Genomic DNA, 16,185 nt, shown 5'->3' with positions numbered 1-16,185 from the left:
TTGGCCCAGGGAGTAATTTTTTGTCGGAAGTGCGCCAGCCCCATTAATCATATTGACCAGCAGCGGGGTGCCCAACTGCTTCAGTCCTTCCATGAGTGGATGGGTGAGGATGCCTTTCGAGAGGTTACCGGCTGCTTCTTTAAGTTTTGCCGCGTCGTTGACCGCAACGCCGGCAGCGCCCGCATCATCAATAATAAGCGCTTTCAGCTTCTTTGACCCCATGACGGCCCCGAGCCCACCGCGCGCCGCCATTCTGATCTTGAAATCCGGTGACGTGACGGATACGGAAGCGGCCTTGAGCAAGCTCTCACCGGCGGGACCAATACTGATCACGGAAACGTTATCGCCGTAGTCATTCTTGAGCCGGTTGATCGTTTCGTAGTTGCCAACCTTCGTGAAAGGTATAGCCGGTATAAATATAACGCCATCCTTTGTCACCTTTACCATTGAGAGTGCCTCTGAAATCCCCTCTACAACAATGCCCTGGATTCCGAGTTGCGCCAGTTTCTGGCTTGCAGCCCCTCCTGCGTTGGCTTCCTTTATGCCGTTGGTCAGTGGGCTCTTTGCCCCGACAGAGAGACGACCGCTATTAGGTGCAACGGTGCCGGCAAGGATGCCTGCGGCAAAGACAAGCTTGTTATCTTTTCCCAAGGCATCAGCGGTGCCAGCCACCTCTTCACTGATAATCTTCGATGTAAGAGCCCGTCCGCCAAGGTTCGCATAGAGCGGTGGTATGTCCTCATACCTATACTGCTGGTGCGCCAAATCGATCCTAAGTATCTTTCTCATCGTCTCCTCCTCCTTCTTTATTTATAACTACTTAGGTAGTCCCACTATGGAGCCACCATTGACTGGCGGGCAGTATATCGCTCCCCAACACGAATGCAAGCAAAAAAATAAAAAATTTTATTTAATTCATCCACCTGCCAGAGGCGTAAATATTTGCACCTCATCACCATCATGCACGAACTCGGCGGGCCTCTTCAATATCCCATCCACACTGAACATAAACACCCCTCCCGCAGGGAGGTTGATCTTAGCTGCCACGTCTTGACATGTCGTGCCTTCGGTTACTTCGAGTTCCAATATGCTTGTGTTATTGCAGCTCCCGACGTGCATAGCCAATAAACCGAACAGCCGCACACTTATCCTCATTGTTCTCTATGTGTCCCCTTATTGTCATAGCAGCGAAATCTAAGTGATCACCGGTTTTCCCAAACCATGCCCTTCGTGGACGTCTCTCGATTATACTATAATCATCCTTATACCTTCTACTATTGTCTTTACATATATCATAGTCAGTTTTCATAAACTTTTGACAATATCGCTGTATTCTAATGTACTAGAAAAATTTGCAAGATAAGTGCCAAAAAGAGACTTCTACGTCTTCTGACAAAAGTTAATGATATTAAACAGGAATAAATTTTTGGCCAACGATTATTAAGATTAGAGTGGCTTGATGTTTCTCAAATTGAGAATCTTTTTCTCATTTTTGACAAACCGAAGGGGAGTATGTACATGCAATCGGAGTAATATACCTAACTTTCTTGCCCTTCGGTAGAAAGTACTTTTAGCGATACCCAATGACTCGGCCGTTTGTCTTACGTTACCAAACCGATTTAGCGATTCGATAAACAGGTCCTTCGTTATATCATCCATTGTCTGTCCCGGAGCTGTCTCCTTTGCCTGCTTTACGGCGATTGTATCTGCCAAATCATTCAGGCTGACAAACTCCCCCGAGCAGAAATTGAAGGCACTCTCTATGCAGTTTCTCAACTCACGCACGTTTCCTGGCCACGAATACTGAGAAAGAACGTTTAATACTCCAGGTTCCACTCCCCTTATCGAACGTTTGAATTTCTGATTCATTTCACCAACAAAGTAATTGACGAGAGTGGGAATATCTTCCTTTCTCTCCCTCAGGCTGGGAATATGCAACTTTACGACGTTTAATCTATAAAAGAGGCCCGGGTCAAATTGGCCTCTTTCCATTTCTTCCCCAAGATTCACTGAAGTTGCTACAATAATACGGATATCCAAAAGGATGGCATATTTTCCTCCAATGCGTGTAACCCGTCGATCCTCTATTACCCTTAACATCTTCGTTTGTGCCGGCAGATCCATACTATGGATTTCATCCAAAAAGATCGTTCCCTCATTGGCTAATTCAAACTTACCTGCGTTGCCAGCAGGGTGTGCACCTGTGTAAGCCCCTTTTTCATAGCCGCATAGCTCACTTTCAATCAGCTCACGGGGGATGGCGGCACAGTTAAGAGCGACAAAAGGCCCTTCGCAATAAGCGCTTTCGTTATGAATCGCATGGGCAAACAGTTCTTTCCCTGTACCGGTTTCCCCTTCAATCAAGACATTAGAACCTGTTTTGGCCGCTTTTTTTGCTTTTTCAATGACATCTAAGATTTTGGGACTCACTCCAATTATGTCTCCGAACATATATCGAGCTACATTGGATGACCTTTCGGGCATCACCCTATACACTCTCTCCTTCTCCAATTTAAGTAAAAAGGCAACCTCTTCCCCCGATCGATCAAAAATCGGGATTGACTCTGTGGAAAACAATTCTGACGTCCTACTGCTAAAAGATATTTTCCCGCCAGAACCCTTGAGAAGGGATTCGATTTTACCCTTATCGTCCAATATACTTCTAATATCCCTATTTATTATCTCCCCAGGATTGATCTCAAGAACCTCTTGGGCATTTCTGTTTAGATCGATCACTCCACCCCTCTTATCTACCAGCACCAGGATGCTACTTGAATAATCAAAAATAGAACGATAATATAAATGAAAAAGTTCAAGTTGCTCCAATTTCCTTTTTAGAGAGAACGCGAACTGTATAGAATTAGCTGTGTTTAATAAGATGGGCTTGAGATATCTTAATCCTTTCGCATCCCTCGAAGTAACGGTGAAATCTAAGGAGCCTAAAAAGTTCTGTTCCCCATCAAAGATGGGGGTTGCAATACAACTGGCCCAGTGAAAGGCCTGCAAATAATGCTCTTCGGCATTGACTATCACAAATCGCCGTTCTTCATGACAGATACTCGGCGCTGATGTGCCACCAATATCCTCTCTAATAGATCCGCCTATTCTTAGGGTTTTCTCTTCGAGCAATTTCAATATTTTGTCATCGCCTGTGATGGATAGTATGTATCCGTCCCTGTCGGTAAAAAGGATGCCAAGGGGCAAAAAATCAAAATATCTCTCGATATTTTTACAATGCGACTGTACGATCTGAAACAGATCAGGCTGTTCATCAATTCGTTTCTGAATCGAGTTCTGGCCTGTTGTGATTGGAGCAGCCCCTTTTTGAGGATCTAAGTGAGCTTTCCGGCAACGTTCCCAGGATGGCCTAATGTGAATAGGTACCCTGCTGATATCTCCACTGGAGACAAATTTGCGCCAGACATCATAAAATTCGGCTCTCTGGTTTAATTCTTTTGACATTAACCGTCACCTCATAATGTTAAAGAAGTACCTGATAATAGTTATAAGGGAGGTAAGGGAATATGTCAATAAAAATGAGACACTCTGCATAATATCTCTTGACAAGCAAAAACAGCCCCCCTATACTTTACTCACTGAAAGCAGTGGCTTATCCAAATATCCAACACAAATTATCAATCTTTATTGTTAAGGAGCATCACCATGAAGATTCTGAGCTTCGTTTCTATCCTGATTATCCTGTCCCTGCCCACCCTTTCCTTATCCGCTGACCTGAAGCGGATAGCGGCTCCCGCACGGATTACTGCCGTGACCGTTTACGCCGACCGGGCCCTTACCACCCGCAGTGCTACCCTTCCTCTCAAACCGGGCAGTTATCTGATCGCTTTCGAAAGTCTTCCCGTACTGATCCAGGATGATTCAGTCCGGGTGGAAGGCAAGGGAAGCGGCGGAGCAAACATTGTGGGGATGGAGGTCAAACGTGCCTTTCTGGAACAGAGCGGTGAAAAACGGGTGAAGGAGCTGGACGAGGAAATTCGTGCGCTGGAGCTGCGTTCCGGCGCCCTGGACGCGAAGAAGGCCGGCCTGTCATCACAAAAGGCGTTTATGGAATCAATCCGTGTTGCCTGGGGCGACCGTATCTCCAAGGAGCTGGCGATCGGACGTCCCACGGCGGCAGAACTGCTGGATGCCTCCAACTTTGTCGGTACGGGGGTTACCAGGGCTGAAGAACTGACCCGTGAGGTTGAGCTCGAAAAGAAAAACATCAGGGACAAGATAGACGCCCTGCGCCGTCAGCGGGATGAATCAACAGGTTCGCGCCGTAAAGAGGCCAAAAGTGTGGAGGTTATGGTGGAGATTGCCCGGGAAGGGAATCTGACCCTTGATCTCGCCACGGTTATTTCTCAAGCCGGTTGGCAGCCCTCCTACGATGTCCGTCTGTCCCCGGATGCCAAAACAGCCGAGTTGACCTTTCGGGCAATGGTGCGCCAGCAGACGGGAGAGGACTGGAAAAATATTGACCTGACCCTTTCCACCGCCCGCCCCGCTGCGGGAGGTGCGCCGCCCGAACTTTACCCCTGGCGCATATCATTTTTCCGGCCCCAGCCATCGCCGCCAGCGGCGATTATGATGGCGGCCCCGGCGGCGGCCGTCCGGGCCAGGAAGTCAGCCAGGATGCCGACGGAGAGCTTCAGGTCAGACGATGTGCTGGCCGAAGAGGCGGCGGACTTTGTTACCGCTCAGATAAGTGATGAGCAGTCCTCGGTCGCCTTTCACATCCCGCGGTCTCTGGATATCCCTGCCGATGGCGCCCGGCACGGCACGGTGGTTGCCATCGAGCAGCTTCCGGTCAACATGGAATACCTGGCCCTGCCGAAACTCGCTCCCTACGTGTTCCTCAAGTCGGAGATTGTGAATCGCGCCGCCTACCCGCTTCTGCCGGGCAAGGTCAATACCTTTACCGGCAACACCTACACCGGCAGTTCGCAACTGAAGAAGATCGCCGCGGGTGAAAAGTTTGACCTGTTCTTCGGCACAGACGATCAGGTGACGGTCAAGCGCGAAGAACTCAAGCAGCGCAAGGAAGCAGGCATGTTCAGTAAAAACCGCGTCAGTTACCGCTATCGCATTGAGCTCGGCAACTTCCGCAAGGAACCGCTGACGGTCACCCTGCGTGATCAACTGCCCGTCGCCGGCGACGAAGAGATCAAGGTTACGCTGGATGAGCCGTCCCTCAAGCCGGAGGAGATCAAAAGCGATGGCGCCGTGACTTGGAAGATGCCCCTGCAGGCGGGAGAGAAAAAGGAGCTGACCTTCGGAATTGTTGTGGAATATCCAAAGGATCGGGAAATAACCGGACTGTAACAGACGCCATTTTTTGCCATAGGGGAGCGCCGGGGGATTGGAAACCGTTGCGGCGACGCCGAGCTGAAAAAAGAGGAGATTTTAGCTTTACAATAATGTCCCTCATCGGATAAATTAGTCGGCAAGAAACTATTTTCTGCCCTCATCCCGTTTATCCGGATCAGGGGCGCCGAAACAGCAGGAAGGTAAATAGAATGCCGAATAATGACGATAAATTATATGATGTGGTGATCATTGGTGGGGGGCCGGCCGGCTTTACGGCGGGCATATACGCCGCCCGGGCCAGCCTCAAAGTATTGCTGATCGAAGGGACAACGACGGTGAGTCAAATCACCATCACGGATCTGATAGAGAATTATCCGGGGATTCCGGAAGGCATCAATGGCTTCGATCTCATGCAGCTTTTTCGTCAGCAGGCGGAAAAGTTCGGCCTGGAAATAACGCAGCGCGATGTCAGCGCACTGACTAAGGAGCAGCACAACGGCCGGGATTTATGGAGAGTCACGGCCGGCGGCGAATACTTGACTATGGCGGTAATCGTCGCTACGGGAGCAAACTGGCGCAAGGTTGGCGTCCCGGGCGAAGATGTTTTTGCCGGCAAGGGTGTTTCCTACTGCGCCACCTGCGACGGTCCTTTTTACCGGAACAAAGAGGTGATCGTTATCGGCGGCGGAGATACTGCCATCCAGGAGGCGATCTTTCTCACGCACTTTGCGGCCCAGGTTACGGTTATTCACCGCCGCCATCGCCTGCGTGCGACAAAAATCCTGCAAGAACGGGCCTTTGCCAACAATAAAATTTCTTTCATTTGGGACAGCATTGTTACTGAAATCGGCGGCCAGGATTTTGTGCAAGGGGTAACAATCAAGAATCTCCAGACCGGTCAGGAAAGCCAACTTGCCGCGGATGGGGTGTTCGTTTTCGTGGGGTTGACTCCCAACACGGAGATGTGCCGCGGTCAGATGGAAATGGACAAAAGCGGCTACATCACCGTGGATGCCCGGATGCAAACTTCCGCCCCCGGAATTTTTGCGGGCGGCGACTGCACCGGCAAACTGCTCCGCCAGGTGGTCACCGCCTGCGGCGACGGGGCCACGGCCGCCTTTGCCGCCCAGCTTTACGTGGAAGACATGAAAGGGGAGGCCTACTAACCCCAATCAACATAGGAAGTTCGTAAACGAAATTATTTGCACCCTCCCCCTCAATCCCCTACCGTCGAGGGAGGTGAAGAAAAGAAGGATGACATGCAAGACTGGATCAGTTACTGGCAGCTCCTACCTTACCATATAAGTCCCAATATCTTGACAATCGGCGCTTTTCAACTACGCTATTACAGCCTGATGTATCTCGTCGCCTTCTTCGTGACCTACATCCTGGTGGCATACCGCCTGAGAAAAGAAGACTTCAAATTTTCTCTGGAAACGATCCAGGATTTTTTTCTCTGGGGTATATTCGGGCTCATTATCGGCGCCCGTCTCGGTTACGTATTTTTTTACAACCCCGGCTATTACCTGCATCATCCGCTGGAAATCATTATTCCGCTGAATTTCTCCCACGGTGTCCGCTTTGTGGGGATCAGCGGCATGTCCTATCACGGCGGCGCCCTGGGCATCATTATCGCCGCCCTGATCTTCTGCCATAACAGGAAGATTAATTTCTGGAGCCTGGCAGATCTTTTCTGCCCGACTTTTCCCCTGGGATACACTTTTGGCCGTGTCGGCAACTTCATCAACGGTGAGCTTTTCGGACGGGTAACCAACGTCCCGTGGGGCATGTTCTTCCCCTTCGCGCCGAGCCGGGAGCTGCGCCACCCGTCCCAGCTTTACGAGGCTTTTTTTGAGGGCATCGTTCTTTTTGTTGTCCTTTGGGTGATTAGAAAATGGAGACCGTTTGCCGGTTTCCATCTCGCCCTTTATATTATCGGCTATGGCCTGATCCGCTTTTTTATCGAGTATTACCGGGAACCGGACGCCCACCTGGGCTTTATCTGGAGTATCCTGAGCATGGGGCAACTGCTCTGCGTTGCCATGATCATCACGGGCCTGGGCATTATTGTCATGAGGAAAACCGTGGAGAAGCAGGTTTAAATGCCCCCCGAGACGTTTATAAAACCAGCGCGGTCTCAGCTTAACTTATGGAGAAGTCTCGCCAGGGCGACGGTCCGGTGGCGAGAGAAACTTTTTTTGGCGGAAGGTTCCAAGGTGGTAGCGGAGCTGTTAAAAAGCAAGTGGAAGGTTCATGCGCTTTTGGTAATGGAGCAAAAACAAGTACGGTGGAGCTCTTTCGTATCAGAACTGAACGCTTCAGTTGCAGTATATACTTTAACAGAGACACAGTGGGGCAGATTAAGCCAGGACATAAATTCCGAGGGAATAATGGCCGTTGCCGAACCGACTTTCTGCCCCGACGTTTCCCATTTACCAACTTTACCAGCGGAACATATCATCCTGGCTTACCGGATGAATAACCCCAATAACCTGGGCGCCCTGATCCGCACCGCCCATTGGTTCGGGATCGGAACGCTCCTGCTCAGCGCCGATTCTGTTGACTTCACCAATCCCAAGGTGGTGAGGACCTCGATGGGGAGCCTGTTCCATCTTGCCGTTGTCCCGGAGGTAGATTTTGCGGACGTGATTCCGTCGCTCAAGAAAAATTTTCTGCTGGTTGCCGGCGATGTAAAAAACGGGACGTCGCCTCATCCCTGCCCGCAACCAACAGCCCTGCTCTTCGGCAGCGAAAGTCACGGACTGCCGGAGGATCTGCTGGAGCTGGCTGATGAAAGATGGAACATCCCGGGTGCGGGCCGGGCGGAATCGCTGAGCCTCCCCCAGGCGGCAGCCATCATGATGTACGCGGCAACTTCGTAACCCGGCGCATGGTTCAACAGGCTCACCACGAGCGGTATATACAGCCCGCTCATCCTGAGCCTGTCGAAGGACCAACGTTGGAGAGGCAGATTATGGAGCAATATATCCAGGTCATCACGACCACGGCCAGTAAGGACGATGCCGAAAAAATAGCGGCGTCCTTAGTTGAGAAAAGACTGGCCGCCTGCGTGCAGATTGTGGGACCGGTACACAGCACCTACCGGTGGCAGGGAAAGATTGAGCAGGCGGAGGAATGGCAGTGCCTGATCAAAAGCCGGCAGGATCTTTTCTCAGCATTGGAACAGGCTATCAAGGTCCTCCATCCTTACGAAGTGCCGGAAATAATCGCCCTGACCATTACGGCCGGCAGCGCAGATTACCTGCAGTGGCTGCGCGATGAAATCCAGGCGACCTGAGGGTAGCTCGGCGGTGGACATTTATGATGGTTCGACAAGCTCACCACGAGCGGTATATGTAGTCCGCTCATCCTGAGCCTGTCGAAGGACGGGGAGAATATCAACATGTTGCTTGCGGGTGATATAGGCGGTACCAAGACCCGCCTGGGGATTTTTTCCACTGGCGGCAACGATGCTCAACCGCCACAGCCTTTGGCCGAGATGACCTTCGAGAACGCCCGGTATCCGGATCTGGAAACCATCGTCAGGGAATTTATCGGCCAGGTCAAGGCCGGAAAGGTGGAGCGGGCGTGCTTCGGCGTCGCCGGACCGGTATTGGGAGACCGGGTGGCTATTACGAATCTGCCCTGGCTGATTGACGGGAAGAAACTGGCCGCCGCCCTGAATATTCCGTCGGTCGGCATCATCAACGATCTATTGGCTACCGCTCACGCCCTGCCCTTTCTACCGCCTGAGGATCTGCGCACCCTGAACAGGGGCAAGCCCGTTCCTCAGGGCAACATGGCCGTCATTGCCGCCGGCACCGGTCTTGGCGAGGCATTTCTAATCTGGGATGGAAGGCGGTATCAAAGCTACGCATCCGAAGGCGGTCACGGCGACTTTGCCCCCAACAATGGGACGGAAACCGAACTTCTCCGCCACCTGAGTCAACGCTGGGGACATGTCAGTTACGACCGCGTCTGCACGGGCCGCGGGTTGCCGGATATTTACCGTTTTCTGAAGGAAAACGATCCGGCCGATGACCTCCCCGGCCTTGCCGAGAGGGTGGCCACCGCCGCAGATGCCACGCCGCTCATCGTCGCAGCCGCCCTGGCCGCAGAGGGCCGGTCCTTGATCTGCGTTCAAGCGCTGGAGATATTTGTGTCCACGCTGGGGGCCGAGGCGGGCAATATGGCGCTGAGATTCATGGCCACGGGCGGCATCTATGTGGCGGGCGGACTGCCTCCGCGCATCCTGCCGTTTTTCAACCAGCCGGCCTTCATGGACGCCTTCCGACGCAAAGGCCGTCTGTCGGAAATGGTGGCGCAAATACCGGTCCACGTGGTTCTCAATCAAGCCGCTCCTCTTTTGGGCGCAGCTTATTACGCCAGGAAGACATCGCCTGAAGCGGCAATTTAACAAACTGGAGAACTTCCCCATCATGCCCATCCTGCAACTCAAAGAGATTGACTTCGGATATGGAAAGAGAGGGGTATTGAAGGGAGTGTCCTTTGAGGTAGGGCAGGGCGAAATCATCGGCATCATCGGCCCCAACGGTTCGGGAAAAACCACCCTGCTTAAGGTCATCGCCGGCCTGCTCGTGCCCCAGCAAGGGGAAATGCTCGTGCGGGGCGGTGACATCCGTAAAAAAAGCCGCCGGGAACTGGCCGCCATCATGGCCTTCGTGCCTCAGGAGTTTTCCCTGGTATTCCCGTTCACGGTGCGGGAAATCGTCATGATGGGCCGGTATCACCATTCAGGAGGCCTCCACTTTGAAGGCGGCAATGATAATCTGATAGTTGAGGAAGCCATGGCCAGGACGGACACCCTGCCTTTTGCGGGACGCTTGATCAACCGCCTCAGCGGCGGGGAAAGACAACGGGTGCTGATTGCCCGGGCGCTCGCCCAGCAGTCGGAAATTATGCTCCTTGATGAAGCCACGGCTTTTCTGGACATCAAACATCAGCTTGCCCTCCTGGATCTCATAAAAACACTGAACAAGGAAAAGGACTTAACCGTTCTGGTCGTCACTCACGACATCAACCTGGCCGCCCGGTACACAGACCGCGTCATCCTCCTGCGCGGGGGAAGAATACACAGTCTGGGAAGGCCCGCCGAGGTCATAACGGCAAGCAACATCGGGGAAGTTTACGAAGCTGATGTCCTGGTGGACCAAAATCCCCGCACAGGGGCGCCGCGGGTAACAATTTAGCAGGTAGAGGTGACGAAAATGGATGTTCAAACCGGACAGGTAAAACAGGCAACTTCATCGTGGGCCGGCGACATTTGGGGAGGGCTGGCAGCCATGCTGGTGGCTCTTCCCTCTTCCATCGCCTTCGGAGTCCTCACCTACACGGCGCTGGGGCCGGAATATATCGGGATGGGAGCCATGGCCGGGTTTCTCGGCGCCGCCGCTCTCGGCCTGGCGGCGCCGTTTTTCGGCCGGACAGGCGGACTGATATCGGCCCCCTGCGCACCGGCCGCAGCCGTTCTCACCGCACTTGTTGCGGGCTTGCTGGGAGGCAAGGCCGGAGCGCCGCTCGCTCCCCAGGACGTTCTGCCTTTGCTGGCCCTGACCGCTCTGCTGGCCGCCGGGTTTCAGGTCTGCTATGGCGTCATCGGCGGCGGGCGTTTGATCAAGTTCATCCCCTACCCGGTCGTAAGCGGGTACCTCTCCGGGGTAGGGCTGCTTATTGCCCTGGGGCAGTTGCCGAAGCTGTTCGGATTTCCGAAGGGAACCTCCCTCGCCCTGGGATTGATCTCCCCGGCGCTCTGGAAATGGGAAGGACTGGCGGTCGGGATCGTCACCATCGTCCTGATGGGAATAGCACCCCGCCTCACGCGCAAAGCGCCGGCCGCCATTATCGGTCTTGCGGGCGGCATTGCCTCCTATTTCGGGCTGGCCATGTTTTTGCCGGCGCTCCTGACCCTGCCCGGCAACCCGCTCGTCATCGGGCCGATCCAGACCTCCGGCTCCTTCCTCGGTGTCCTTACCGGTCGGGCAGGTTCCCTGTTATCTATCAATCTGTCTTCCGTTCAGATCATTATTGTCCCGGCTCTGACGCTTTCCGTGCTGCTTTCCATAGATACACTGAAGACGTGCGTGGGACTCGATGCCATGACCCGCAGTCGGCATAACTCGAACCGGGAACTCATCGGGCAGGGGATCGGTAACTTCGCATCCTTCTTGGTCGGAGGCATGCCGGGCTCCGGAACGATGGGCCCCACGCTGGTTAACTTGACCAGCGGCGGCAGAACCCCACGCTCCGGCCTGATCGAAGGAGGCTTTGTCATTCTGGCCCTGCTTTTTTTGAGCCGGCTGATCGCTTGGGTTCCCATTGGCGCCCTGGCGGGCATCCTGCTCGTCATCGCCTGGCGGATGTTCGACAAGAGTATGTTCCGCATGCTGCGTTATCCGGCCGGAAGACAGGATTTCGCCGTCATTGCCGGTGTGATCCTGGTGTCGCTGACTGTGGACCTGATCGCCGCAGCGGGGGTAGGAGTAGCGCTGGCCATCCTGCTTTTCATCCGGGATCAGATCCGGGGCTCTGTTATCCGGCACAAGCTCTATCTGAATCAAATGTCTTCCAAGACGCGTCGTCTCTCCACCGAACGGGAGATACTGAATAATAGCGGCGACCGGGGGGTCTTCTGCGAACTGCAGGGAAACCTGTTCTTCGGCACTACGGATCAACTTTATACCCAGTTGGAGCCCGACCTGCGAACGAAGCTTTTCATCCTCCTCGATATGCGCCGCGTCCAGTCCATGGACTACACGGCGGCGCATCTCTTCGAGCAGATGCATGCCCAATTGGCGGAGCGCGGCGGTCAGTTGCTGTTCAGCGGTATGCCTTCGGGTCTCTTGGAAGAACGGAATTTCGAACACTACTTAGTCCAGTTAGGCGTCGCCGGAGCGGGGGGCGGCGTCATGATTGCGGATACTTTGGATGGCGCCTTGGAATGGATGGAGGAACGCATCCTGGAGGCGGCGGGAAGTCCGAAGAAGAGCGAGGAAAATCGGCTGGAGATGAAGGACTTCGAACTGTTACGCGAGTTTGATGAACGGACGCTCAGCAGGCTGGCCGCCTGTATGGGAGAACTTTCTCTCGCACCGGGAGAGCGGGCCTTCCCCAGTGGGAGCGATGGGGACGAACTATTCCTGATCCGCCGCGGCAGCGTCAGGATATTGCTGCCTCTGGAAGGGGGAAAACACCACCACCTTGCCACCATTGGTCGCGGGGATTTCTTCGGCGAAATCTCTTTTCTGGATCGCGGGAAACGTACGGCGGATGTAGAGGCGAAGGTCGCCACCGACATCTACGTCCTGTCCCGCACTCGCTTCAACGAGCAGTCCCGCTCCGATCCCGTTCTGGGCGTCCAGATATTTGCCCGTCTGGCCTCGGCCATTGCCGAGCGATTGCGCCAGGCCGACGTCGAGCTGCGGGCACTTGAGGAGCGGTAAATCCTGAGTTTTGAGAAAGAACAGTATGCGCAGAAGACCACTACCAAAACTGCAAAGAATTGACGAAATCCTGGCCCGGGCGTTGCGGAAAAGACACGTCCCCTTCCGGTTGGAGGACCGCCGGTTGATTGAAGCCTGGGGGAAGGCCGTCGGTCCGCAGATTGCCTCCCAGTCCCGGCCGGAGCATCTGCGCAGGGAGATCCTGCTCGTTAAGGTGGCCAATTCCGTCTGGATGCAGCAACTGCATTTCCTCAAAGAGGAAATCATCGGCAAAGTGAACAACGTCCTGGGGAAGTCGGCGATTAAGGACATCCGTTTTGTAATCGGTCAGCTCCCGGCATTCCCGGATCAGGCCAATGAGCCCGGCTTCCGCAATTTATTAGCCGTTCCGCTCAAAGAAAGGGATAAAAAAATGATGGACACCTGCTTAGACACCCTGGCGGATCAGGAACTGAAGGAAATCGTCCGGCGCGTGATGACCAAGGAAATCACCTGGCGGCGATCCCGGGAGAAGAAAGCTCCTTGAAAATACCGGCCATTTCTGACGAATAGAGGCCTTTTTTTTCATAGATGAAAAGCGGAGGCATAATCGAGAGCTCCTCTCCCCCTTCTTTGACGCCCTCCACAAGCACAAACTTGCCCGTATCATGCTGATGGGAATGAACCATCCGTAAGCGCTTGGGCTCAATAAGGGCCTCTCGCAGGGAGCACAGCAGCTCCACCATCCTGGTCGCCGGATAAATGAAACAGGCCCGTCCCGCCGGTTTCAGGACATAACCGGCCGCCGTTGAAAAACTCCTGATGGCACCGGTTATCTCATGTCTGGCTAACGCCTTCTGGCGGTTAACATTGATCCGGCCGGAATTTATCTTGCGATACGGGGGATTGGCAACAACCACATCAAAGGAACCGGGGGCAAAGGCGGCGCTGACCTTTCTGACGTCAATCCGGCGTATTGCAATTTTTTGCGAAAGCGCGTTTATGACGACACTCCTTGCCGCCATAGCCACAAATTCTTCCTGAATATCAATGCCCGTTATGGCTGTCCCCGCCCAGCGATCGGCCAGGATCAGGGACACTACACCGCTGCCGGCGCCCATTTCCAGCACCTGATCGCCCGGCTGCAAGTCAACAAAATGAGCCAGGAGAAGGGCATCTAAAGAAAACCGGTATCCCCTGGCCTTTTGCAGGATCTTCAGTCGTCCGCCCGCAATATCGTCTATGGTTTCATCAGCGCCAACAGACCATTCCAACAATGCTGCACCCGTAATTTACTTAACTTGCTAAACCCGATGAACGCGCTAATCCAAAAGATGCGTGAAGATACCGCTACGCAATTTCGGTTCAAACCAGGTGGATTTGGGGGGCATGATTCCGTCGGCGTCAGCCACGGCCATCAACTGATCTATGGTCGGCGGGTACAGGGCAAAGGCCACGGCAAACTTATGTTCATCTACCAGCCGCTCCAATTCCGGCATTCCTCTCACACCGCCGACAAAAGCGATCCTTTGATCTGTTCGGGGATCATTAACTGCCAGAATCGGCGCCAGGAGATTATCCTGAAGGACGGAAACATCAAGACGGCTGATGGGTTGGGCATTATCATAAGCGCCGGCTTTGGCAACCAGCTTATACCAACTGCCGCCCAAATACATGCCGAATTCGTGCACCCGATGAGGCGATTTCGCCTGAAAATCGCCGGACACCGTAAAATCTTTGCCGCAAGCCGCCAGAAACTCGGTAGCGCTCAACCCGTTCAGATCTTTTACCACCCGGTTGTAGTCCATGATGTGAAGCTGCGTATGGGGGAAGAGGACGGCCAGCAAATTTTCATACCCGGTACTGGGGGCTAAAGGGGTCTGTCCTCTCCGTATCCTGGCCACCGCCGCTGCCGCCGCCGCCCGGTGGTGGCCGTCAGCGATGTAAAGAGTACCGATCTCGGCAAATTCCCGGACAATGAATTTGATCTTATCGTCAGCATCGAGTATCCAAACGGCATGTGAGACACCGTCCTCGGCAGTAAATTCGTATTCCGGCGGCTTGGCCACCTCGTCCGCCACCAGACGGTTGAGCGCCGGCCGGGCCCGATAGGTGATAAAAACAGGCCCCGTATGGGCGTTGACGGTGTTGACATGACGGGTCCGGTCGAGTTCCTTATCCTCGCGCGTCAACTCATGCTTTTTGATCGTTCCCCGTTCATATTCGGCAATGCTGACGCCGCCGACAATGCCGAATTGCCGGTTGCCCCGCATTTCCTGGGCATAGATATAAAGGCAAGCCTTCTTGTCCTGAAACAGAATCCCGTCCCGGATCAGCTTGTCGAGATTGCTTCTGGCCTTTTCATAGATGGCATTATCCGGGGCGACAATATCGTCAGGCAAGTCAATCTCGGATTTCTCGACGTGGAGAAAACTCAAGGGATTGTCTGCCGCTATCTTCTGCGCCTCTTCCCGGTTGACCACATCATAGGGATGAGAAGCCACCGCCTTTACGTATTGCTTTTGGGGTCTTAACGCCTTAAACGGAACAATTTCAGCCATAATTAAATCACCTCGGAAAATTTGCTTCTGCCGGAAAAACGCCGCAGATAATTTCTCACTTGCTAACATACCGGCGGCGTGAAAGCAACACTTCATGCCGCCGCATAGATGCTGCGCCCTGCACCGTAGTAGGCATCATAGACGTGCTGGAATACAGCCGTCGTTTTTTGCTCGAACAGTTTCGGCGTATAGACCCTCGGCAAGCCCTGGTCCAACAGTTTCTCGATGGTCACACGTACCTCGGCACGGGCCTGCTGACGCTTGCGCCAATCGAGCACCAGTTTACTTTGTTTGAGTGTGGCCAATAACTCCCTGGCCGTAGCCTTGACCTTCTCCCGATCCGCTTCGCTCAGTTCAATCTGCGGCTTGGTCAAGAGATCGAAGAGCGCCAGTTCTTCTTCATCCAGTTGTTCGCCCATACCACGTTTCTCTTCTTCATTCAGGCTCCGGGCAAAGGCCATGAGTTGCTGGAAGAACTCCTCGGCGTTGAGGCTACCGGCATTGTAGGCATCAATCATCGCCTGAAATCGCTCCATATAATCCATGCGTGTGCGGTTAAGCCGCACCATCGCCATAAGTTTCTGCGCCACGGTCCCCTTGAGTTTCTCATTCACGGTACGCTTGCGGCCCGTCTTGAACTTCTCGGCCAGCTTCTCGAAGTCTATTTTGCTCAGATCAAGCCAATGATCGGCGTCAAAGGGTGAGCTTGGCTCGCGGATCACGTAGCCCTCGGTGGCGATCGACTGATCGAGGAGCCCTTCCACCTGCTGCATGACCTGGGAGATGTCCTCCGGTCGTGTCAGTGCACGGATTTTGTCGGCGATGACCTGGAGGGGCGACACCTCGGCGGCAAATTCCCGCGCCGCCGGGTCGGG

The 16,185-nt window shown here is 53.8% G+C and carries 15 protein-coding genes; 9 read left to right on the top strand and 6 right to left on the bottom strand.

Annotated features, from left to right (window positions below; translation table 11 throughout):
- The 3 genes from NT140_07375 to NT140_07365 form a co-directional block, all read right to left on the bottom strand.
- A partial coding sequence (locus tag NT140_07375) for an aldehyde ferredoxin oxidoreductase (GenBank protein ID MCX5831694.1) occupies positions 1 to 789 on the bottom strand: 789 nt, incomplete at its 3' end.
- 126 nt (positions 790 to 915) lie between these two features.
- Positions 916 to 1,119: a MoaD/ThiS family protein gene (locus NT140_07370; protein ID MCX5831693.1), complete on the bottom strand. Its 204-nt coding sequence runs from the start codon at positions 1,117 to 1,119 to the stop codon at positions 916 to 918.
- A gap of 327 nt (positions 1,120 to 1,446) precedes the next feature.
- Positions 1,447 to 3,462, bottom strand: a complete 2,016-nt coding sequence (locus NT140_07365) for a sigma 54-interacting transcriptional regulator (GenBank protein ID MCX5831692.1) — start codon at positions 3,460 to 3,462, stop codon at positions 1,447 to 1,449.
- A 201-nt stretch (positions 3,463 to 3,663) separates the two neighbouring features.
- On the opposite strand from NT140_07365, the gene NT140_07360 reads away from it, so the two are divergent.
- From NT140_07360 to NT140_07320, 9 genes are all read left to right on the top strand, one after another.
- Positions 3,664 to 5,325 carry a mucoidy inhibitor MuiA family protein gene (locus NT140_07360; GenBank protein MCX5831691.1) on the top strand — a complete coding sequence of 554 codons (1,662 nt, stop codon included), beginning with the start codon at positions 3,664 to 3,666 and terminating at the stop codon, positions 5,323 to 5,325.
- 194 nt (positions 5,326 to 5,519) lie between these two features.
- A complete protein-coding gene (gene trxB, locus NT140_07355; GenBank protein MCX5831690.1) occupies positions 5,520 to 6,476 on the top strand; it encodes a thioredoxin-disulfide reductase in 957 nt (318 codons plus the stop codon).
- A 93-nt stretch (positions 6,477 to 6,569) separates the two neighbouring features.
- Complete coding sequence (gene lgt / locus NT140_07350; protein ID MCX5831689.1) at positions 6,570 to 7,412, top strand: prolipoprotein diacylglyceryl transferase; 843 nt, start codon at positions 6,570 to 6,572, stop codon at positions 7,410 to 7,412.
- The gene (locus tag NT140_07345; GenBank protein ID MCX5831688.1) at positions 7,413 to 8,192 is read left to right on the top strand and encodes an RNA methyltransferase; all 780 of its coding nucleotides are present in this window, start codon (positions 7,413 to 7,415) and stop codon (positions 8,190 to 8,192) included. It abuts the gene before it with no gap.
- 92 nt (positions 8,193 to 8,284) lie between these two features.
- Positions 8,285 to 8,608, top strand: a complete 324-nt coding sequence (locus tag NT140_07340) for a divalent-cation tolerance protein CutA (protein ID MCX5831687.1) — start codon at positions 8,285 to 8,287, stop codon at positions 8,606 to 8,608.
- Between the two features lie 105 nt (positions 8,609 to 8,713).
- Entirely contained in the window at positions 8,714 to 9,727 is a 1,014-nt protein-coding gene (gene glk / locus NT140_07335) for a glucokinase (GenBank protein ID MCX5831686.1), read from the top strand.
- A gap of 22 nt (positions 9,728 to 9,749) precedes the next feature.
- A complete protein-coding gene (locus NT140_07330) occupies positions 9,750 to 10,520 on the top strand; it encodes an ABC transporter ATP-binding protein (GenBank protein ID MCX5831685.1) in 771 nt (256 codons plus the stop codon).
- Between the two features lie 18 nt (positions 10,521 to 10,538).
- Positions 10,539 to 12,770: a SulP family inorganic anion transporter gene (locus tag NT140_07325; GenBank protein MCX5831684.1), complete on the top strand. Its 2,232-nt coding sequence runs from the start codon at positions 10,539 to 10,541 to the stop codon at positions 12,768 to 12,770.
- Positions 12,771 to 12,795: 25 nt separating this feature from the next.
- Positions 12,796 to 13,296, top strand: a complete 501-nt coding sequence (locus tag NT140_07320) for a DUF721 domain-containing protein (protein ID MCX5831683.1) — start codon at positions 12,796 to 12,798, stop codon at positions 13,294 to 13,296.
- Here the strand turns inward: NT140_07320 and NT140_07315 are convergent.
- From NT140_07315 to NT140_07305, 3 genes are all read right to left on the bottom strand, one after another.
- Positions 13,259 to 14,023 (bottom strand): methyltransferase, encoded by a 765-nt coding sequence (locus NT140_07315; protein ID MCX5831682.1) that lies wholly within the window; start codon positions 14,021 to 14,023, stop codon positions 13,259 to 13,261. The two genes, NT140_07320 and NT140_07315, sit on opposite strands and share 38 nt — an antisense overlap.
- Before the next feature lie 48 nt (positions 14,024 to 14,071).
- On the bottom strand, positions 14,072 to 15,310 hold the full coding sequence (locus tag NT140_07310) for a DUF1015 family protein (GenBank protein MCX5831681.1): 1,239 nt from the start codon (positions 15,308 to 15,310) through the stop codon (positions 14,072 to 14,074).
- Positions 15,311 to 15,402: 92 nt separating this feature from the next.
- Positions 15,403 to 16,185: DUF3387 domain-containing protein (locus tag NT140_07305; protein ID MCX5831680.1), on the bottom strand; the 783-nt coding region annotated here is incomplete at its 5' end.

This window comes from Deltaproteobacteria bacterium, assembly GCA_026388415.1.
Classification (GTDB): Bacteria; Desulfobacterota; Syntrophia; order Syntrophales; family JACQWR01; genus JAPLJV01.
The sequence above is the reverse complement of the archived record's forward strand: the minus strand, read 5'-3'. Positions and strand labels throughout refer to the sequence as shown.